This is a genomic window from Haloferax sp. S1W, from assembly GCF_044593955.1.
Lineage (GTDB): Archaea > Halobacteriota > Halobacteria > Halobacteriales > Haloferacaceae > Haloferax.
Map to the genome: position 1 here is coordinate 606,597 of NZ_CP172595.1, position 19,820 is coordinate 626,416.

General features: G+C 61.8%; 23 protein-coding genes and 1 tRNA gene. 15 read left to right on the forward strand and 9 right to left on the reverse strand.

Annotated features, from left to right (window positions below; all coding sequences use genetic code 11):
• Nucleotides 1-39 precede the first annotated feature (39 nt).
• A complete protein-coding gene (locus ACH9L7_RS03290; RefSeq protein WP_396612317.1) occupies nt 40-525 on the reverse strand; it encodes a DUF309 domain-containing protein in 486 nt (161 codons plus the stop codon).
• A gap of 90 nt (nt 526-615) precedes the next feature.
• Between ACH9L7_RS03290 and ACH9L7_RS03295 the strand changes: the two genes are divergently transcribed.
• The 3 genes from ACH9L7_RS03295 to ACH9L7_RS03305 all read left to right on the forward strand — a co-directional run bounded on the left by ACH9L7_RS03295 (nt 616) and on the right by ACH9L7_RS03305 (nt 1,712).
• A complete protein-coding gene (locus tag ACH9L7_RS03295) occupies nt 616-795 on the forward strand; it encodes a hypothetical protein (RefSeq protein WP_396612318.1) in 180 nt (59 codons plus the stop codon).
• A gap of 129 nt (nt 796-924) precedes the next feature.
• Complete coding sequence (locus ACH9L7_RS03300) at nt 925-1,584, forward strand: sulfite exporter TauE/SafE family protein (protein WP_396612319.1); 660 nt, start codon at nt 925-927, stop codon at nt 1,582-1,584.
• A 44-nt stretch (nt 1,585-1,628) separates the two neighbouring features.
• Nucleotides 1,629-1,712 (forward strand) — tRNA-Leu (locus ACH9L7_RS03305).
• Between the two features lie 776 nt (nt 1,713-2,488).
• Here ACH9L7_RS03305 and ACH9L7_RS03310 read toward each other — a convergent pair.
• A complete protein-coding gene (locus ACH9L7_RS03310; protein ID WP_396612320.1) occupies nt 2,489-2,761 on the reverse strand; it encodes a hypothetical protein in 273 nt (90 codons plus the stop codon).
• A gap of 105 nt (nt 2,762-2,866) precedes the next feature.
• Here ACH9L7_RS03310 and ACH9L7_RS03315 point away from each other — a divergent pair, with 105 nt between their 5' ends.
• From ACH9L7_RS03315 to ACH9L7_RS03325, 3 genes are all read left to right on the forward strand, one after another.
• Nucleotides 2,867-3,664 (forward strand): inositol monophosphatase family protein, encoded by a 798-nt coding sequence (locus tag ACH9L7_RS03315; RefSeq protein ID WP_396612321.1) that lies wholly within the window; start codon nt 2,867-2,869, stop codon nt 3,662-3,664.
• 107 nt (nt 3,665-3,771) lie between these two features.
• Nucleotides 3,772-4,242 carry an Lrp/AsnC family transcriptional regulator gene (locus ACH9L7_RS03320; protein ID WP_396612322.1) on the forward strand — a complete coding sequence of 157 codons (471 nt, stop codon included), beginning with the start codon at nt 3,772-3,774 and terminating at the stop codon, nt 4,240-4,242.
• An 84-nt stretch (nt 4,243-4,326) separates the two neighbouring features.
• Entirely contained in the window at nt 4,327-5,466 is a 1,140-nt protein-coding gene (locus ACH9L7_RS03325) for a DUF63 family protein (RefSeq protein WP_396612323.1), read from the forward strand.
• 230 nt (nt 5,467-5,696) lie between these two features.
• Here ACH9L7_RS03325 and ACH9L7_RS03330 read toward each other — a convergent pair whose 3' ends face one another.
• Nucleotides 5,697-7,385, reverse strand: coding sequence for a YcaO-like family protein (locus tag ACH9L7_RS03330; protein ID WP_396612324.1), 1,689 nt, complete (start codon nt 7,383-7,385; stop codon nt 5,697-5,699).
• 51 nt (nt 7,386-7,436) lie between these two features.
• Nucleotides 7,437-8,267, reverse strand: coding sequence for a transcriptional regulator TbsP (gene tbsP, locus ACH9L7_RS03335; RefSeq protein WP_396612325.1), 831 nt, complete (start codon nt 8,265-8,267; stop codon nt 7,437-7,439).
• A gap of 384 nt (nt 8,268-8,651) precedes the next feature.
• Between tbsP and glyA the strand changes: the two genes are divergently transcribed.
• From glyA to ACH9L7_RS03365, 6 genes are all read left to right on the forward strand, one after another.
• Nucleotides 8,652-9,899, forward strand: coding sequence for a serine hydroxymethyltransferase (gene glyA / locus ACH9L7_RS03340; RefSeq protein WP_396612326.1), 1,248 nt, complete (start codon nt 8,652-8,654; stop codon nt 9,897-9,899).
• Between the two features lie 99 nt (nt 9,900-9,998).
• Nucleotides 9,999-10,532: a hypothetical protein gene (locus ACH9L7_RS03345; RefSeq protein WP_396612327.1), complete on the forward strand. Its 534-nt coding sequence runs from the start codon at nt 9,999-10,001 to the stop codon at nt 10,530-10,532.
• 58 nt (nt 10,533-10,590) lie between these two features.
• Nucleotides 10,591-10,890, forward strand: a complete 300-nt coding sequence (locus tag ACH9L7_RS03350) for a DUF211 domain-containing protein (protein ID WP_396612328.1) — start codon at nt 10,591-10,593, stop codon at nt 10,888-10,890.
• Entirely contained in the window at nt 10,887-11,462 is a 576-nt protein-coding gene (locus ACH9L7_RS03355; protein WP_396612329.1) for a VIT1/CCC1 transporter family protein, read from the forward strand. The genes ACH9L7_RS03350 and ACH9L7_RS03355 overlap by 4 nt, the downstream gene beginning before the upstream one ends.
• Nucleotides 11,463-11,567: 105 nt before the next feature.
• On the forward strand, nt 11,568-12,461 hold the full coding sequence (gene folD, locus ACH9L7_RS03360; protein WP_396612330.1) for a bifunctional methylenetetrahydrofolate dehydrogenase/methenyltetrahydrofolate cyclohydrolase FolD: 894 nt from the start codon (nt 11,568-11,570) through the stop codon (nt 12,459-12,461).
• Between the two features lie 14 nt (nt 12,462-12,475).
• Nucleotides 12,476-12,976, forward strand: a complete 501-nt coding sequence (locus ACH9L7_RS03365; protein WP_396612331.1) for an NUDIX domain-containing protein — start codon at nt 12,476-12,478, stop codon at nt 12,974-12,976.
• Between the two features lie 45 nt (nt 12,977-13,021).
• Here ACH9L7_RS03365 and ACH9L7_RS03370 read toward each other — a convergent pair whose 3' ends face one another.
• The 3 genes from ACH9L7_RS03370 to ACH9L7_RS03380 form a co-directional block, all read right to left on the reverse strand.
• A complete protein-coding gene (locus ACH9L7_RS03370; RefSeq protein WP_396612332.1) occupies nt 13,022-13,255 on the reverse strand; it encodes a flagella cluster protein in 234 nt (77 codons plus the stop codon).
• Nucleotides 13,256-13,329: 74 nt separating this feature from the next.
• Nucleotides 13,330-14,040: a hypothetical protein gene (locus tag ACH9L7_RS03375; protein ID WP_396612333.1), complete on the reverse strand. Its 711-nt coding sequence runs from the start codon at nt 14,038-14,040 to the stop codon at nt 13,330-13,332.
• Between the two features lie 41 nt (nt 14,041-14,081).
• The gene (locus tag ACH9L7_RS03380; RefSeq protein ID WP_396612334.1) at nt 14,082-14,291 is read right to left on the reverse strand and encodes a hypothetical protein; all 210 of its coding nucleotides are present in this window, start codon (nt 14,289-14,291) and stop codon (nt 14,082-14,084) included.
• A gap of 158 nt (nt 14,292-14,449) precedes the next feature.
• On the opposite strand from ACH9L7_RS03380, the gene ACH9L7_RS03385 reads away from it, so the two are divergent.
• Both ACH9L7_RS03385 and ACH9L7_RS03390 read left to right on the forward strand, forming a co-directional pair.
• The gene (locus ACH9L7_RS03385; RefSeq protein WP_396612335.1) at nt 14,450-14,596 is read left to right on the forward strand and encodes a hypothetical protein; all 147 of its coding nucleotides are present in this window, start codon (nt 14,450-14,452) and stop codon (nt 14,594-14,596) included.
• Between the two features lie 552 nt (nt 14,597-15,148).
• A complete protein-coding gene (locus ACH9L7_RS03390; protein ID WP_396612336.1) occupies nt 15,149-15,436 on the forward strand; it encodes a PadR family transcriptional regulator in 288 nt (95 codons plus the stop codon).
• Between the two features lie 4 nt (nt 15,437-15,440).
• On the opposite strand, the gene ACH9L7_RS03395 is transcribed toward ACH9L7_RS03390, so the two are convergent.
• Both ACH9L7_RS03395 and ACH9L7_RS03400 read right to left on the reverse strand, forming a co-directional pair.
• Nucleotides 15,441-16,700 (reverse strand): AI-2E family transporter, encoded by a 1,260-nt coding sequence (locus ACH9L7_RS03395; RefSeq protein ID WP_396613320.1) that lies wholly within the window; start codon nt 16,698-16,700, stop codon nt 15,441-15,443.
• A 230-nt stretch (nt 16,701-16,930) separates the two neighbouring features.
• Complete coding sequence (locus tag ACH9L7_RS03400; RefSeq protein WP_396612337.1) at nt 16,931-18,256, reverse strand: RNA-guided endonuclease InsQ/TnpB family protein; 1,326 nt, start codon at nt 18,254-18,256, stop codon at nt 16,931-16,933.
• 193 nt (nt 18,257-18,449) lie between these two features.
• Here ACH9L7_RS03400 and ACH9L7_RS03405 point away from each other — a divergent pair, with 193 nt between their 5' ends.
• Nucleotides 18,450-19,802, forward strand: coding sequence for an aminotransferase class III-fold pyridoxal phosphate-dependent enzyme (locus ACH9L7_RS03405; RefSeq protein ID WP_396612338.1), 1,353 nt, complete (start codon nt 18,450-18,452; stop codon nt 19,800-19,802).
• Nucleotides 19,803-19,820 lie beyond the last annotated feature (18 nt).

Consider the following 19,820-nt stretch of genomic DNA (forward strand, 5'->3'; position numbering starts at 1 on the left):
CTCGGGGGACGCTGTCTCTGGAATCTGGGGGACACCGCGTCAGTGGTCGAGTCCTTCGACGTACTCGTAGTCGGCCGGGTAGGCAGTCGCCTGATGACCGTCGAGACAAATCTGCCAGCCGTGGAGGACTGTCGGGTCGTCGAGTGCGGTTCGGAGGGTTTCGCGAACGTCGTCAACGTCCACGCCGTAGAAGTCGCTCGGCGTCCCACGAAGGTAGTCCAGCGACGTGCCGAACAGCGAGCGCATCCCCCCGTCGTCCTCGAAGTCGAAGTGCTTGTACGCGCCCGCGGCGACCTGCACCATTCCGTGGAGGAACGCACTCTCGGCGGTGCCTGCACCGTAGTTGTACCACTCGATTTCGAAGCAGTCGTGGCTCTCGTGGAAGTCGCCAGCGTTGAACAGTCTGACACCGTGTTCGACCGCCCTCCGGAGGGTTGCGTGGTCCCACATCCGAATCTCTTCGTTCCACCCTGTGGGGTTTCCGAGCGGCGGGGCGACGCTCGAATCGCGGGTGTGTTCGTCCATACGGATACTACCGACGTGTGGTCCGGTAACTCCATCGGTGACGGGAGTATCCACCGCGGACTTTTCGCCGAGGAGCGCCTGCATGGACATATGGACGCGTGCCTGTATTGCGGGAGCGACGTACTGCATCACGACCCGGTGTTCGTCGAAGAACTGGACGGCGACGAGCGCGTCGATGTCGGCGCGTTCTGCAACTACGCCTGTCTGTCAGCGTATATCGACGAGGAGAGCCTCACGACCGGTGCGTCGTGTGAGTGGGAACCTGCCTGACAGGCGCGCGAGGGTACATCTCTGACAGGCGCGTGAGAGTCATCTGACAGGCGCGTGAGAAACCACCTGTTTGACGGATTCTCGTCGGGAAACAGGGTCTATTTACACATCCATCCGTTCGACTCGACAATGGCACTTACAACCGCACTCGTGGCGGGCGGGGTCATCGGCGTCCGACACGCGCTGGAGGCCGACCACCTCGCCGCCGTCGCGACGATGGTCGAAGACGGCAACAGACCGGGTCTGGTCGGCGCTTCGTGGGGCGTCGGGCACTCGATTCCGATTGCCGTCGTCGGCCTCCTGTTCGTCGCGCTCGGCATTCGATTGCCCGAGTCGGTGACACACCTTTTCGAGGCCGTGGTCGGTGTGATTCTCGTCGCGCTCGGCGTGCGGATGCTCCTGCGCGCCGCGGACGTTTCTGTGCCGTCGCTCCGAAAACACGACCACGGAGGCGACGCGCACCAACACCTCTCGTTCGGGACGTTCGCACTCGGCTCCGAGCACTCACACGTCCACGACGAGTCGTTTGCAGTCGGCGTCCTCCACGGGTTCGCCGGAAGCGGGGCGCTCGTCATTGCGATGGTCTCGGCCGCACCGGGGATAGACCAGGCCGTTGCCTTCCTCGCAGCGTTCAGCATACTGACGGTAGCGACCATGGCCGTCGTCTCGGCGCTTTGGGGTCGGTCGATGAACGTCGGTGGAACGCGTATTCTCCGCGGTATCGCGGGTGTTGTCGGCATCTTCGTGGGCGGAACACTCGTCGTCGAGATGGCCGGCGTTCCCGTCTGACGATTCGCAACGTTTTAGCGGACGCCCGGACCACATCTGTACGCGCGAGGGTAGCTAAGTCAGGAAAAAGCGGCGGACTCAAGATCCGCTCCCGTAGGGGTCCGTGGGTTCAAATCCCTCCCCTCGCACTTGTGCCGACGAACGAAGTGAGGAGTGCCGAGTGCGCCCGGAGGGATTTGAATCAGGGAGCGTACGCGACCGTGGTTCAAATCCCTCCCCTCGCACACTCTCAAATCTCTCCGTTTGTTCCCCACCATAACGCGTTTGCGACACCGGGAGACGTGTGAGACATCCGTAACACGTCTAAAACACCACCGCAACAGACCACGTTTCTGGTGAAAACCAACCGACACAATCGGGGTGAGCGTCGCATCCTCGTTCGACAAACCCACAAAAATCGGCTGGGAAACCGACGAGCATGTCGGACTGACTTTCAGTCAACCGGGAGGTATCAGAGTTTATCAGAAATGTTCATTATGTTATCCCACCTACTATAGGGTTGCCGGAAGCGCAAGGACGCACCGGATGACCAAACCGAATCCATCGGGCGGTGTGAATAGCATCGACGGTGGTACCCATCGCCAGATGGGGAGGAATGGAATCGACATGAACACCGAGTCTTTCGTAATAGGAAGGCGAGGTCAAAGTGCCGAAGAGGAACCGAGGCGACCCCGTCAACCACTCTGCAAGCGAGTGGCAGGAAGGCCAAGTACCGGACCACGAGAAATCGGAGTTCAGGAAGTCGGCGCAAGCCGAAAAAGGCCGTGAGGGTTGTGGAAAACGTCCTCCGTCCGGGTTCTAATTGCGGTTTCTGGCGTTCTTCGATTTTCACTCCGCGAGCGACGCGTCCGCGTCCGAGGGCAGGTTTTGTGTTGTTGACTGCCGCCGTATTTTGACCACCGACCTACGAGTCGTCGACTAACGCCCGCATCGCCCGAAGGTACTCCGCTGCCACGAGGGGTTCGTCCGCAGCAGTACGTTCGACCGCCTCGACGCCGTGGACCAACCGGTCGTGCATCAATCCCGGCGGGACCTTCGCCCGGAGGACGCGAGAGACCGTTTTCATCTGCGAGCGGACGGTCTCGACATCCCGACACCTGACCGCGTCTCGCGCCTCGTCGAGGGCCGTCACGAGGGCGTCGCGAACCGACGCCGGGAGGTCAGTGGTATTGCTCACAACGCGAACTAGATCGGCGTGCGTGTTAAGGGTAGCAGACTCGTCGCCTTCTCGCCGCCGCCGAGTGTCGGTGGTTATACGCCGCTCCCTGTTACTCTCACACCTATGGACGAACTCGATGCTCGCGCGGACCGCGCACAGCGAGCAGCACGCGATGGGGGCGAAGTCGCCCGCCGAGCCTTCCGAACCGGTATCGACGTCGAGACCAAAGGCGGGAAGACGGACGTGGTCACGCAAGCCGACCGCGATGCGCAGAGACGGGTCGTCGAACGCATCCGAGAGGCGTTTCCGGACGATGCCATCGTCGGCGAGGAGGCCGACGAGTTGAAGTCGGTCCCGGACAGCGGCGCGGCGTGGGTCGTCGACCCTATCGACGGGACAAACAACTTCGTTCGAAACGTGCCCGTCTGGGCCACCGCCGTCGCCGCGGTCCTCGACGGCGAACCGGTAGCCGCCGCGAACTTCCTGCCAGCGCTCGGCGACCTCTACGCCGCCGACAGCGAACGCGCGTACCGAAACGGCGAGCAAATCACCGTGAGCCAACGCGACGACCCGGAGACGTGTACCATCTGCCCGACGTTCTGGTGGGACTTCGACGCCCGCGACGAGTACGCGGCCACGACCCGGGCGCTCGTCACGCGGTTCGCCGATATCCGACGCTACGGAAGCATGCAGGTCGTCCTCTCGCTCCTCGCCGACGGTGCCCTCGACGGCGTCATCACGAACAAGCAGGCGAATCCATGGGACTCTGTGGCTGGTGTCCACCTCGTCCGAATGGCCGGTGGAACCGTCACCGACTTCGACGGCAACGAGTGGCGACACGACTCTGACGGACTGGTCGCCTCGAACGGACACATTCACGACACGTTGCTCGACGCAGCACGCGAGATAGAAGACATCTGACGGGCGATAATCGGTATGACTGACGGCCGTTATAAGTCATCATTTCGTTGACGACTTGATGTGTCACATCCGCAAGGGGGAAGTTGACCCCCCGTGAAAGTGGCGACATGGAACTCGACGATACGGACCGGGCAATTCTCCGTATCTTAATGGAGGACGCTCGCACTCCGTTCAGTGAGATTGCCCGCCAAATCGACATGTCGAGCGCGACGGTCCACGACCGAGTCGGCCGGATGGAAGACGCCGGTGTTATCGAGGGCTACCACGCGAGCGTGGACGCCCGGCAGGTCGGTCTCGGAACGTCGGCAATGGTCGGCTTTCGCGTCAAGCAAGGCCACGAAAAGGAGGCGCTCCAGCAACTCCGCGACATCGAAGGCGTCCAAGAGATTCACCTGACGACCGGCGAATGGGACGTCATTCTCCGCATCTACGCCGAAGACACCGATGCGCTTCGTGAACTGATGTTCGACCACGTCGCGGAACTCGAAGGCTTCTCTCGCTCGCAGACGATGGTCATCCTCGGCACCGAGTACGACGACCCCGTCTTGCCGATTCGCGACCCCGACGAAGCGGACTAACGACCGGTCGCAGTTCGTGGGGCGAGTGCATCACGAGTGCGAGAGACCGGAACCCTAAACAGTCCCGGCGTCGGGGATTTGGCTATGGCAACGGTAGCAGAGCGAACCGGTCTCGACCCAGAGCGCCTGTGGGGCGCGAGCGTCGTGGCCATCCTCGTCGCGCTCGTCGGCGGGTCGCTCGCGTTCCCTCGCGTCGTCTACGACGGCTTCATCTGGCACTACTTCTGGGGGCCGGTTCAGGCCGACGCGAACTCGGCAGTGTGCGCCACTCGTGCTGGCGGCATTACGAAGTATCTCGACAGCGCCTCGGCGTGCGCGGCCGCGGCCGAACCGGTCGCCTACCCCGGCTATACGCTCGTCTCGGAAGTTGGCTACATGGTGACGCTCATCATCGCGCTCACAGGCGTCGTCTTCCTTCTGCGCCGCCTCGACATCGGTGACGACCCGCGATTTTTCTTCTCGCTCGTCCCGTTCATGTTCTTCGGCGGTGCGTTCCGCGTCATCGAGGACGCAAATGACACCCCCGGCGTGGCTGACGCCCTCATCACCTACCCGGTGAACACGCTCGTCATCAGCCCGGTCATCTACGTGACCGTTTTCGCGATTACGCTCGTCGCGGTCGTCGGCAGCGTCACCGCCGAACGTTCGGGTGTCGTCGACGACTACGTGAAACCCCTGTTCGCTGCGGGCGTTGCGGTCCTCGCGGTCAGCCTCACATATCTCCTGTGGGCCGGTCTCACGGGCGCGCAGGGTGCGACGTTCTACCCGCAAGTGCTCGTCGTCATCCTCCTCGGCGCGACTGCCACTGCCGCCGCGACATGGTGGCTCATCGAGCGGTTCGCCCCCGACGTGAACAAGGGAACTGGAAAAATCGGACTCGTGGTCCTCTGGGGACACGCCGTCGACGGCGTCGCGAACGTCGTCGGTCTCGACTGGATGACGGCCCTCGGCGCTGGCAACAACCTCATCCCGAAGCACCCGGTTAACCAGGCCGTCGTCGATATCACCGCGTCGACGCTCCCCGAATCCATCCTCGCCGTTACGGGCGACGCGTGGCCGTTCCTGCTCGTCAAACTCGTCGCCGCGACGGCGGTCATCTGGGTGTTCGACGAACAGATATTCGAGGAGAGCCCGCGCTACGCAATCTTGCTCCTCATCGCCGTCCTCGCGGTCGGTCTCGGCCCCGGGACGCGCGACATGCTCCGCGCGACGTTCGGCGTCTAAGCACCCAGTCGACTCCGTTTCACCCAGTCGACTCCGTTTCACCCAGTCGACTCCGTTTTCCGGGAGATACCGAACACCGGTTTCCGGCTCCGAAGGTTCATATCCCAAGCCGCGGCCAGCAACGCCCACGATGTAACCATTACCGCGCGGCGGACCGCGGGTGTCCAGCACACCGCCGCGCGAGGAGTCGTGTGCTGGCTGTCAGCCTATTCGTAACCCGGAACCGAATGCTACGGGAACGGGTGGAACTCGCGGTCCAATCGCGGTTCGAATCCGAGGTCTTGGGGGACGGTCTCGGCGCGGTCGGCGAAGTACGGTTCACCGATGAAGAGCGGTTGCGCTTCCGGCACCAGCACTCGCACCGCTTCGAATCTTAACTGCTCCACGTCCTGTGGCGTAATTCGCGCGCCGTACGCATCGAGGCCAGCCTCGGTGACGCGTTCGACTACCGCGTCGAGTTCGGCCGAACCGTCGGGAACTGAGTCCGGACCGACCGAGGACGCGGGAATCGTCGCGTCGGGTGAGACGAACTCCTGTGCAGGGTCTGGGAAGTCGGCGTACGTTCCGATTGCGCCGCCCTGCTTCGCCGCCTGTTCGGGCCCCATGCCGCGGAGTTCGGTCCAGTTCTGGAGTGCCTCGGCGAGTGCCGACCGCGCGGCGTTGTTGGGGTCGAGACTCGCGCCCGACCCCATGGCGAACTTCGGCCACACGTCGTCGCGGTGGACTGCAACGGCGACGACGGGCACGTCGATGTCCTGTGTCACGAGCAGCGCCGTCACGTCGAGGGCTTCGGAGCGCGCCCGCGCGGTGAGTGTCGCGAACGTCTCGTCGTCGACATCGAGTCCGAGCGGGTCGAACGTCGAGTACCACGCGAGCATCGTTGCGTCGCGCTCGATGGTCTCGTACAACCCGGAGAGCAGCGCCTCTGTTCCGGAGTTCCCGAGTCCGAGTCCCGTCGTAATCGATGGCTTGTGTCGTTCCGTCGGCGGCGGGTAGTGGACGAACTCCGCCGGGAGCGACACCCTGTCTCCGGTCGCGAGATGTTCGCCCGCGACCCACTGAATCGACTCGCTCGGGTCGGGGTCGCGATAGGAGTCCGGGCGCACGAACCGACTTGGCGGGATTGCACCCGGTTGCGACGAGGCCGGAGCGACCGTGAACTCGCTCGTTCGATAGACGCCTGCCGCGTATCGTTCGAGTGCCTCACCGAGCGCCTTCATGTACGCGTCGTCCCATCCGGCCGCAGCGCCACCGGCGAACTCCGCCGCGCGGGTGTCGCTGTACGCTGTCGTGTCGGCAGTCTGGGCGACGTAGTACGGAAGCGGGAACGACTCGCGCTCGCCGACCTGCGTGATGATGCCCACTCTGTCGTCGGTTGCCAGTTCTGCCCGCGAGAGCGCGTCCTGCAACTCGACGGCCCGGAAGTCGCGCTCGAGTGTCCGGTCTCGTTCGTTTGGCGAGGGAGTCGGTAAGAAAGAGCGTTCGCGGCCGGGGACTTCGACGACGGTGCCAGCGACGGCGTCGCCGGAGAGGAGCGACACACCGCGCCGACCAGCGATAGCACCGGCGAGACGAACCGCCGCCCTGTCACCCGACGGACGGCCACTCGATTCGGCCGTCGACGCGACGCGGGCGCGGAGGTCGGCGAACTGACCGCTGTCCGTATCGAACGCCGACACTGAGGCGTCGAGTTCAGGGATTGCGTGACCGCCGATGCCACCGACCTCGACGGCTATCCAGCGCTCGGAAGCGGCATCCGCCGCGTCGAACGCATCGTGGCCGGTCGGCGCGACGACGAATCCGAGGTCGAAGTCGGAGAGCGCGTCCGCTGTGGTTTCGGTGACCGACGCATCGATATCGGTGCAGGCGGCACGAATCGACTCGGCGGCGGGGCCGCTCCCGACGAGTCCGATGTTCATGCCCGCGACGAGGGGCGGTGGGGAGAAAAATCGGCGGGTCCCGGCGACCGATTAGGCTTCGAGCAGTTCCTGTGCGATGTCCGCGAGTTCGTCACTGCTCGCGTCGACGAGTCGGTCGTTGCCGAGTTTCAGGCGAAGGCGCGGACGACCAACGTCGATTGGGACCTTTTCGGTGTCGATGAGGCCGGTATCTTCGAGTTTGGTCTTCGTGCGTGAGAACGTCGCCTTACTCGCGATACCGACATCCTCGCCCCACTTCGAGATGTCGTACAGCAGGACGTTGTTGCGGGCGGCGACGAGAAGCGAGATGGTCACTTCGTCGAGGCCGTCGCCGTCACCGCGGGCCGACGACAGCGAGTTGAGGACGGCGTCGAAGTCGTCGAGGGTGTCTTCGTCGATGTTCTCTGCGAGCGTCTCACGGACGCGCGAGAGCGGCGGCGTCCGGAGTTTGAACTCCGGCGCGTCCGCCCAGCGTTCGTGGTGTGCTTCGAACGCAGTCTTGACGAACTCCTCGTCGTCGGTGACGAGACCGGCGACTTTCCCGCCCGCGCCGACGAGTGCGACGACGGAGTTCGGCGTGACGAACAGTGTGTTCTCGACATCGTCTCGCGCGGTTCGCAGCGAGAGCGTCCCGTCAGCGATGAGGTCGGCGGCGTTGGATGCGACGATGAAGTCGTCCATCACGTCCTTCAAAACGGCCTCGTCCGCGACGAGGTGAATCGTCGGGTGGTCGCCGTCGTCGAAACCCGTCGCCACGGTGACGAGTCCTTCGATGACCTCGGCGGTCGGGTTCGCCACGAGAATCTCATCTGCCGTCGAAGAGAGGACAGACGAGATAATGTCCTCTACCCCCTCTGCGAGCAGATTAGAACGAATAGCCATATACTGAATATCGCGAGTAATATATTTAATATTAACGTAACGGGACTATCAGAACGTCTCAGCGTTCGCGTTGTAACAACTATCTTTTTCGAGAATTGAGCGAACCGATTCAGAAATTTTACTTCTGGGTCGAAGGGCGAAAATCACCATCCGGAGCGGCGAACCGTGAGTGACAGGAAGCTGAGATAACAACCGACGGACGTTTCTGAACGGCCGAACGCGACATGTCGAAGTCGAGAGAGCGAGCGCTCTGACCGAGTCTGGCGCATTCGTGTATGTGTGACACGGTTCTGCGGCCAGATGTATGCACATGTATGTAATACAACACCGGCAGGCGTGGCCAAAGGGGACACATTTATGCCCTGATTGTGATGGATACTACACATGGACTACAGCCACGTCCGCGATGTCGATCCTGCTGTGGCAGACGCCCTCGACGGCGAGGTCGAACGCCAGCGCGACACGCTCGCGATGATTGCGTCCGAGAACCACGTCAGCGAAGCGGTCCTCGAAGCGCAGGGGAGTGCCCTGACGAACAAGTACGCGGAGGGCTACCCCGGCAAGCGCTACTACGCTGGCTGTGAGTACGCCGACGAGGTCGAAAACCTCGCTATCGAACGCGCCACAGAACTCTGGGGCGCAGAGCACGTCAACGTTCAGCCTCACTCCGGTACGCAGGCGAACATGGGCGTCTACCTCGCCATGCTCGAACCGGGCGACAAGATTCTCTCGCTTGATTTGACCCACGGCGGCCACCTGAGCCACGGTCATCCCGCGAACTTCACAGGCAAGCTCTACGACGTCGAGCAGTACGAAGTCGACGCCGAAACGGGCTACATCGACTACGACCAACTCGCCGAGAAGGCCGAGGAGTTCGAACCGGACATCATCGTCTCCGGCTACTCCGCGTACCCGCGCGCCGTCGAGTGGGAGACGATTCAGGAAGCCGCCGACTCCGTCGGTGCGCTCCACCTCGCCGACATCGCCCACATCACGGGTCTCGTCGCCGCAGGTGTCCACCCCTCGCCGGTCGGCATCGCCGACTTCGTCACCGGCTCGACGCACAAGACCATCCGCGCCGGTCGCGGTGGCATCATCATGTGCAAAGAGGAGTACGCCTCTGATATCGACTCCGCTGTCTTCCCCGGCGGTCAGGGCGGTCCCCTCATGCACAACATCGCTGGCAAAGCGGTCGGGTTCAAAGAGGCGCTCCAGCCTGAATTCGAGGAATACGCCGAACAGGTCGTCGACAACGCGAAGGTTCTCGCCGAGACGTTCCAGGACCACGGTCTCACCGTCGTTTCCGGCGGCACCGACACGCACCTCGTCCTCGTGGACCTGCGCGACTCCCATCCGGACCTCACGGGTGGCGAGGCCGAAGATGCCCTCGAATCGACCGGCATCGTCCTCAACGCGAACACCGTCCCCGGCGAGACGCGCTCGGCATTCAACCCCAGTGGTATCCGTGCTGGTACGCCCGGTCTCACGACCCGCGGCTTCGACGAAGAAGAGACCCGCGAAGTCGCCGAACTCATCGTGAAGGTCGTCAACAACCACGACGACGAGGACGTGCTGGCGGACGTCTCCGACCGCGTGCAGGAACTCTGCGACGACCACCCGCTGTACGAGTAAGCGCCTGTCTCCATTCTCGATTCTTTTTCACACCCCGACGAGTCGTGCGTCCGCACCGACCCGTCTTTTTCACTCGGTGGTACGTACGTTCAGTACCCAATGCGCAGGCGCACACTTCTCGGTACACTCGCTGTTCCCCTCGCCGCAGTGGCCGGGTGTACGTCTCCGAGTGGGAGTGAGACGATGACCGACGAGACCACGACAGCAGTCACAGATGGCGGGCGCACAGACACCGGCGGGGGACGAGCAGACACCGACGCTGACGACCTCGACCTCCGCGAGGCCAACGTGATGGGCGTCGAATTTGAGCAGTCGGGCGGCGACTATCGCTTCTCGGTGACGCTCCTGCACGATGATGATGGGGAGGATGGCTACGCGAACTGGTGGGCCGTCGAGACACTCGACGGGACCGAACTCGGACGGCGAACGCTCCTCCACGCCCACAGCACGCGCGAGTTCACGCGCTCGGAAGTCATCCCGATTCCCGAGGGAACGACGTGCGTCGTCGTCCGCGGGCACGACCAGACCCACGGCTACGGTGGCCAGGCGATGCTCGTAAACCTCGAAACAGGCGAGGTGCGCGCGGAACGACAGGGTCCGGAACCGAGTTCGTTCGAGGGGGCCGAGTGCTGAACCGGAGAAATCCCTGCTGAATAACACTATTACTCGCCGGAACGTATCCTGCGACACCATGGCACCGATTCGTCGCCTCGTCCTCGACGTGTTGAAACCGCACTCCCCATCGACAGTAGAGTTCGCTAGGGAGGTCTCGTCCGCCTCGGACGTTGCCGGGGTGAACGCGACGCTTCTGGAAACCGACCGTGAGGTGCAGAACATCAGACTCGTCGTCGAGGGGGACGCTATCGACGCCGATGAGGTCGAACGCCGAATCGAGAACCTCGGTGGGACGGTCCACTCGATAGACGAGGTCGTCGCTGGCGAGGAAATGGTCGAACCTCGCGACCAACCGCAAGACTGGTTACCGCCGTGACGCCCCGCCGAATCGCCTTCTTACTTCGACAAGAGCGTGTCAGGGCCATCTCCCGGCGCTATCTCGTCTCGAACGGGTTCGACGGTGCCTTGACCTGCATCGGTATCGTCATCGGTGCGTTCCTCACGGGCGTTTCGGACGGGACGACCGTCGTCAAAATCGGTCTCGGTGCCGCCACCGGTCTCACGACCTCTGGCGTCTGGAGTGTCTGGGAGATAGAACGGGCCGAGAAGTTGGCCGAACTCGCGCGTATCGAAGACGCGATGTTGACGGACCTCAGCGGGACCGCGGTCGAAGCGGACAAGACGGCCGCCAGAGCCATCAACGCTGTCGCGAGCGGTCTCGGACCTCTCGTTAGCATCCTCATCCCGTTGCTCCCGTTTCTCGCCGTCGGGTCACTGTTTACGATGCTGACTGCAACAGTCGCGTCCGTCACCCTCGGCACGGGCATCCTTTTCGCCTTCGGTGCGTACATGGGGTCGATTTCCGACCAGCGATGGTACGTCGCCGGACTCCGAATGGGGTTGGCTGGCCTCGCGGTGGCTGCCGTGAACCTGTTGTTCGGCGGGTGATTCGTACCCATATTATCCACAAACTTGTATATTTACTCTATTTTGAAACGCAGAATAGGCACGATTCCGAATCTTTGAAATGGTCGGGGCACGGTGTCTGCATCAATGACGACCATCATCGACGGCAACGAGGTCGCCGAAGAGATTCGGTCCGACCTGACCGACGCCATCGACACGCTCGCGGACGCCGGTGTAAAACCGGGTCTCGCCACCGTGCTGATGAGCGAGGACCCCGCAAGCGAGACGTACGTCGCGATGAAACAGCGCGACTGTGAGGAAGTCGGCATCGAGGCGTTCGACTACGAACTCGACCCCGAGACGCCCGCTGACGAACTTTACTCGCTCGTCGACGACCTGAACGCAGACGACGAGGTTCACGGCATCCTCGTCCAGATGCCCGTTCCGGACCACGTCGACGACCGGACCGTCCTCCGTCGCATCGACCCCGCGAAAGACGTCGACGGGTTCCACCCCGAGAACGTCGGCCGACTCGTCGCGGGCGACGCTCGATTCAAGCCCTGTACGCCCCACGGTGTCCAGAAACTCCTCGACGCTGTGGACGTGGAGACGGAGGGTGCCGACGTGGTCGTCGTCGGCCGCTCCGACATCGTCGGCAAGCCGATGGCGAACCTCCTCATCCAGAAGGCTGACGACGGCAACGCCACGGTCACGGTCTGCCACTCTCGTACGAAGGACCTCGCCGAGAAGACCCGCGAGGCCGACATCGTCGTCGCGGCCGCGGGTGTTCCCGAACTCGTCACCGGCGACATGCTCTCGGAAGGCGTCGTCGTCATCGACGTTGGTGTCAACCGCGTCGATGCGGACAACGAGAAGGGCTACAAACTCGTCGGCGACGTTGACTTCGACTCCGCCAAGGAGAAAGCGAGCGCAATCACGCCCGTTCCCGGCGGCGTCGGTCCGATGACGCGCGCGATGCTCCTGTGGAACACGGTAAAGGCGGCCGCCGAATCCGCCGACGTGGACGTCGACCTTCCCTGAACGACAGGGTAGTCGTGGACGCTTCTACTGACATCGACGGCGAGTGGACGAGAGACGAAGACGGCGTTATCAGGCGGCACAATCACCACGAAATCGACGCAGAGGGCTTCGAGAGCGCCTGCAAACGAATCGACGATGGTCTCGAATGGGGCGTCGGCGCGCTCTGTGAACGAGATGGGACGGTGCTTCTCGTTCGGCAGGACGACCAGTGGCTGCTCCCCGGTGGGGGTGTCGAACCCGGCGAAACCAAACGGGAGGCACTGGTCCGCGAACTCGACGAGGAGACAGGCCTCGATGCAGATGTCGGGTCACTTCGGGTGGTGACAGAACAGCGACTCTGCTACGATGGCGATGCGGTGAGTTTCCGGTTCGCAATCTACGACGCGGCCGTCGCTGGAACTGTCACCGACGACCCGGGACTCGAAGACGAAAAGATAGTCGACGTGTCGTGGTTCGAGACGCTTCCGGAAGACACGCTCGACCGAGCGCTCATTCAGTACCTCCGCGGCCGCTGACTCGGGCGGCCCGAGATGGCTGGTGCGCTCCGAACGCTCACCTTCTCACTCGTGTGTCGAAATGAGTAGCCGGCCGTCGTCACGGCGGACACAGAGTCTGGTCCCCGGTTCGGGGTCGAAACTGTGGGCCGGGCGGTCGGAGATGAGCAGTCGCGAGAAGGGGTCGCCGCAGGCGGGGCAGGCGACGCCGTCCCTGTTTTCGACGAGCATGGTCTCTCCCGTGTCGCGGAGCATCTTCACGCGGTGCCGAACCTCGTGAATGTCGAAACCGGCGGTCATCGTCGGGAGAGGGTCGGCCGGTGTCAAAAACGTTCGGTGGATGCGACGGGAGCGGGAGCCGCCGAACTCGGTGGTCAGAGAAGCGACGCCAGTCGGTCACGGGCCGACGCCAGCGCGTCGAGGTCGTCGTCGACGATGCTGGTGTGGATGTCGCGGACCGCGAGGACCAGCGTCTCGGATTCGTCGAGCGGCATGGCACCCTCAAGTGCTTCCGCTCGCTTGACGTAGTTCGACAGCGACCCGAGCGTCTTTCTGACCTCGGGGTCCGGATTCTCGTCCAACCAGGTCGAAAGGTCGCGTCGGTAGTCGTCCACGGCTTCGGCGTACGCGAGGCCACGGGCGTCCGTCATCGAATCGGGAACGTCGCCCGGGGCCAGTCGGTCGCCGTCGTCCGCGCCGCGAAGCAGTTCGAGGACGTAGAACTGTTCGTCGTCGGTCGGTCGGTTCGAGCGGGCGACGATATCGACCGCGTGCAGGAGTTCGTACACCACGAGCACCTCGTCGGAGAGCGGCCGAAGGTCGCCGCCGTGGATGAATCCGATTTTCCGGATGTAGTCTCGAAGGTCGGCTTTCAACTCCGGTGCAGCGTCTCGAATCGACGTGTCGCTGACGGCCGCACGATGCGGTGACAGGTCGAGGGTTGCGGCCGACGACGTGTGCTGTTTCCTGTCACCGACGCCGACGCTCTTCATGCTGCCACAGTATGGACACGACACGCTTCCCGTCTCGAAGTACGACCACTGGCGGCCGCACGACTTGCACTCTCGCTCGCCGCGAATCTCCATGGTGGCGAGTTCGTTCCCCCGCCGCAAAAACACGACGACCCTCAGACGAGAATTGCGAGCACCGTGAGAACAATACCGACGACGGAGACGGCGACACCACCACAGCGCCAGATGAAAACGCCGCGCTCGTCGACCGGGTTCCGCGGGTGGTTGATGTCCCGGAAATCACACAGCGGAGTCGGGTCGTACGCGATGAGAAGCCCGAGCGTCCCGAGCAGAGAGCCAACGAGCACGACCGGAATCGACGCCATATTAAAATCCGACCATCTGACACTACATAATGATTTCTAAAAATACATTATGTCGAAACATAATGTCGTCGCCTACCCCACAATCAGTACACGGCGCACCGACAGCCGTGTGAAAAAAGAGAGGAACTGACATACACCTGGCGGTCCAGAGGAGAGACATGCGCAGCGAATCTGAGGTTCGAGAGCAGTACGAATTTTTGAAAGAAGAACTGGAGTCCGAGGACATGCGACACGAGGGCGTCCGGAAACTCTTGACCCACTACAGACGGGCGCTCGGATGGGTCCTCGAAGAAGAGCACATGTAAATTGGGTTTGATTACTTGCGTGGCGTTTCGATACCGCAAGTAGATAAGTTTCGGTGCGTTGTCAGTGATTGGCACGCGTCGTTATGTTTAAGTAAAGCCGAACTATACCAGAAAGTGACGCTTCGCTTTGGAGGGCCGAAGCGTCAGCGGGGACCAATTCAGGGCGGCGCGCCGTGCCGGTTTTCGGCACGGCGTGCTTTCCTTCTACTGAGAACTACGCTATCGGAGAGACAGTATTGTACTTCGTTTACACGATGTAGTTTTGCCTGAGCGTGTCGAAACCGGCCCGAAGACGCTTCTGTCTGCGTTCTCTCGGACTGTGACTCCACCTCGTGTGACTCGACTACCAGAACCATCCAGTCACGACCCACAAAGTCATCTGTACGTGGACATATCCGACTGACGAGACGATGTTGATTCCTTACTAGTAAGATTACTAACAATAATGGGGCAGGGAGATTCCGTAGAATCGGGGCGCTCAATCCGCTATTTTCGAGTGCATGCCGACATGTTTATTTGAATTAGACAGTAACATACATCTCGAATTTACCGATGTACGACCTGACAGGATTCCAGCGCGACCTGCTGTACGTCATCGCAGGTCTCGACGAGCCCCACGGCCTCGCAATCAAAGAAGAACTCGAAGCCTACTACGAGAAGGAGATTCACCACGGGCGTCTCTACCCCAACCTCGACACGCTCGTCGAGAAGGGTCTCGTCGACAAAGGACAGATCGACCGCCGAACGAACTACTACACGCTCACCCGTCGCGGCCGCCGTGAGATTCAGGCCCGACGCGAGTGGGAAGCAGATTACATCTCGGAAGACTTCGAGGCCTGAGGCGTCACCCGTCGAGGCTCGCGTCTGACGAGGACCGAGAGTCCCGACTCGGTGGCCCGTCGTCCCCGCGCGAGTCTGTGACTTCGAAGTTGGTATCGTCCACCGCCCCCGCGCGTTCTGTCTTCTCCGCGTCGTCGGGGTCGTCGCCGACGACTGTTTCTACCGATTGCGATTCGACTAGGTACGCGGGGTCGACCATGTACGGCCGAATCGGCTTGCCAGCGAGTAGCTCCGGGAGCACGAGGCGGCTAAAGTTCACGAGCAACACGAGTATCATCGGCATGAGGAAGATACCGTACCACCCGAACAGCAGCGGGCCGAACGTGTACGCAATCATGACGGCACCGACGTGGAGGCTCCGACCGGAAACGTAGGGTCTGAGGACGAGGTCCGGGATGGTATCCACGATGATGAACGAGACGGCCGCGAAGAGGACAACGAACCAGAGTCCCGGTGGGTTGACGAGCGCTGCCTCCAATCCCATGTATCCTGCAACCGGGATGTAGACGAGTTTCATCCCGACCACGGGGATGAGACTGGCAACTCCGGCGAGCAGCCCCACGAGGGCCGGCGTGGGAATGCGAACACCCGTCGGTGCAAGGACGTTCAGCAACGAGTAGACGATGACGCCGATAGTCCCGGTGAGCACCGCGTTGAGGATGTTGCCGAAGAAGATGTTGTTGAAGTCCCGGTCGACCGCACGGACGTAAGATTCGAGGATTCCGCTGTCGTCGCCGAACATCGACCGCCCCCAGCGACTGAGTTTGTGGTCGTCCCGCAGGAGGTAGAACGCAAGCGCAATCATAACGAAGAGGTGAATCGCGCCGATGCCGAGGAACGCGAACGTGTTGGCGGCGACAGTGAGTGAGTCGAAAAGCGACAAGGCGGCCTCGGGTGTGAGAAGCGACTCGAATTCGTACGCTAAGAGCGCCTGCGGACTGGCGATGCTTTCGAGCAGTTTCGGGTCGATACCGTAGGCCGCGGGGTCGAATCCGATGTCGTCGGTCGCGACCTGGTCGGCGAACTTCAGGAACTCGCGAAGCGCGATTGTCGCGGCGTAGACGACCAACCCCAGTGCGGGGAGTGCGAGTGCGAACAACGCCACCGCCGCTGCGAGACTCGGCGGCCCGACGCGCCGACGAATGCGTCGATAGATGGGCCGCGTCGCGTAGTAAATGAAGAGTCCAAAGACGACCGTTCCCACGAACGAGTAGATGACGTAGGTGAGCGCGCCGGCGAGGACGAGCGCAACAACCCACCACATCGCGCGGGAACGTTCGATGTCACGGAGAGCCATACCCAATCACGGAACCGGAGTGGCCTAAAGGCTATCGTGCGTCCGACAGGTTGGATGGGTGTCACTCCACGAACGCGCTCAGTGGCCGTCGTGTCGGGGAGAAACCGACAGACAGCAGCGCCGTACGGTTGATCTTGCCCCATTATTGACATCCTCCTCCGACTGAAGGCGGAGGAATCCCGACCGCAGTTGGGATATTAAGGTTTGCAGTCTACTACCTCTGTCCGAGGTTGGAATCCTCGGGAGAGGTCGTGAAGGTAGACTGCTGGCTGTGCCAACCAGCCGGTACTCCTATCTTCGTCCAAACTGGCCGAAGACTTGGAGTTACTTTCTGTGTTGTTAATGTCAAGACGGATGTTCTCCGCCCCGTTCACGTCAGCGTTGAACGCCGCATCACACGATTCGCACACGTACAAGCCACGTTCCACACGCTGACTATCGTCTTCTCTACCGCAGACGCAACACGTTTTGCTCGTGTCACGTTCGGGCACCTCTACGACTTCGATACTTTCGACCTTCGCCTTGTAGGTGAGAATGTTGGTGAAGCGGTCGAAGGCCCACCCGTGCAGGTCGAGGTTTCCGTGCCGACCCCAGTTCTTCGACTCGCCGTTCTCGTCCTCGCGGACGCCAGCGAGCTTCCCGACGTTGATGCGGCCAACCTCCTGCTCAACACACCGTTCAACGATGTGTTTGGCGAGGCTGTGGAAGAAGTGGGTTCGGCGCTCCGACCATTTCTCGTGGAGACGAGTGGCTTCTTCACCGCTTGAGTCGTCGCATTTGGCGATTTCCTTCGGGAAGTAGTACCCGTCCTGCTTCAAGCGGTTGCCGGGGTACAGGTCGGCTTGCTCGGTGCTGTACGTGACCGCCGCGAAGTTGCAGATACCAAGGTCAACACCCACTGTCTCGTTTCCGGGTGCGGTTGGCGTCTCGATTTCGTCTTTACAGACGAGATGCAGTTCCCATCGCCCCTTCGCCTTGTCGTAGACAGCCCTGACCTGTTGCAGATTCTCGACGGAGACACCGGGCCGGGTTTCGTACTCGACAAGGATGTATTCCCATGCTTTCGGGTGTACCTTGTGATTCGCGCCCTTTGAAAGCCGGACGCGGTTGTTCTTGGTGTCATGACGAATGCCGTTTTGCTTCCACGTCACCGTACTGCGCGGATGTTCTTCGTGGACACGGCGGCCTTCTTGGTCGTAGTAGTTTTTCTTGCGGTAGCCGGGCGGATTCGCTCGATCATCAGACTTCCTCTTACCGTACCACGAGTTGAAGGCTTCAGCGAGTTCCTCCAGAACGCGCTGACTGGACTGCGAGTGCAATCCCTTGTATTTTGGATGAGTCTTCAACTCGTCTTTGAGGTCGCCGTGGTTGGGAATCTCCCCGGGTTCATCCCAGACTTTTCGGGAGTGGTAGTTTGCGACGTTCCAGAGTTTGCTGGCGCTCCATCCGTGCCGGTCAAGTATCTCAGCCACTTGGCTGTGGTTGAGAATTTTTGCCCGGTGGGTGCGGTTGACTTCCAGCACTCTGAACGTCTGTATAATCGCTTATACTTACGTCTCTTGTAAAGATCCGGTTTGAGGACTGGAATATCCGGGCTTGCTATCGAACGGTGGCTTGCGGAGGAGTTGTCGGATTCATCCCGCGCCTAAAGGCGCGGGTATTCTCCTTGCCTTTTATAACGAATATCTTAACACATAGGTATCCGTACCGGGGTCCATGGATCGAGAGACGGTGGAACCACACGTCGAGACCATGCCGGGCAAACGCGCCCAAGAATGGGCCGACTACCACCAATCGAATGCTGCACCGAGTACGTACGTCTATGACTTCGTCTGGGACATTACTTCCGAGGCCGAAGGGCCGTTTTGTACCGACGTTGACGGCAACGTTCTTCTCGATTTTACCAGTCACGTCGCCGCCGCGCCACTCGGGTACAACAACCCGAAGATTATGGACCGAATGGAGGAGTTCGACCTCGTCGACCCAATCAAGATTGCCGGACAGGACTTCTACGTCAGCGACGGGTCCGACCCCGGAGAAGAGCAACTTCCCGGTCCCGCCACGCTGATGGACAAACTAACGGACCTCACCGGCCACTACGGGATGGACACCGTCTTCCTCTCGAACTCCGGCGCAGAGGCCGTCGAGAACGCCATCAAGATTTGCTACGACAACTCCGACGGCGCGAAGTACGGTATCACGTTCGATGGTGCCTTCCACGGCCGGACGCTCGGCGCGCTCTCGCTCAACCGCTCGAAGTCGGTCTACCGCCGCGACTACCCCGAGATTTCGGGCGTGTTCGACGTGCCCTTCTGTGACGACCGCTCGTGCGGCAGCGGAACGTGTACCTGCGGCTTCTTCCCCGACCCAGAGTCGGCGATGTCGACTCTCCGGAAGAAACTCCACCCCAAGAAGGGCAACGTCGACGCCGACGAAGTCTCCTACATCATCGTCGAACCGATTCAGGGCGAGGGTGGCTACCGCTTCCCCTCCGACGCGTTCGCCGACGAACTCGCCGCCGTCGTCGACGACTACGACCTGACGCTCATCGCCGACGAGATTCAGACCGGCGTCGGCCGGACCGGCGAGATGTGGGGCTCGGACCACTACCCGATGGAACCCGATGTCATCACCGGCGCGAAGGGTCTCCGCGTGGGTGCGACCATCTCGAACTCCGATATCTTCCCGTCAGAGAAGAGTCGCCTCTCTTCGACGTGGGGCGCGGGTGACATCCTCTCGTCGATGCAGGGTGTGTTCACCCTCGAAGCAATCGAGGACTACAACCTCCTCGACAACGCCGTCGCCCGCGGTCGCCAGTTCAAAGAGACGGTTCGAGACAGCGCCCCCGCCACCGTCGCCGACGTGCGCGGGAAGGGTCTTCTCCTCGCCGTCGAGTTCGACTCCAAAGAGCGCCGCGACGACGTGCAGGAAGCCGCCCTCAAGCGCGGTCTCCTGACGCTCGCATGCGGATACGACGTGCTCCGTATCCTCCCGCCGCTCGACGTGACCGAGCGCGAAATCGACATCGGCGCGAACATGCTCCTCGACGCTATCGAGGACGTGTCGTAAGCCGACGGCCGTTTCGTT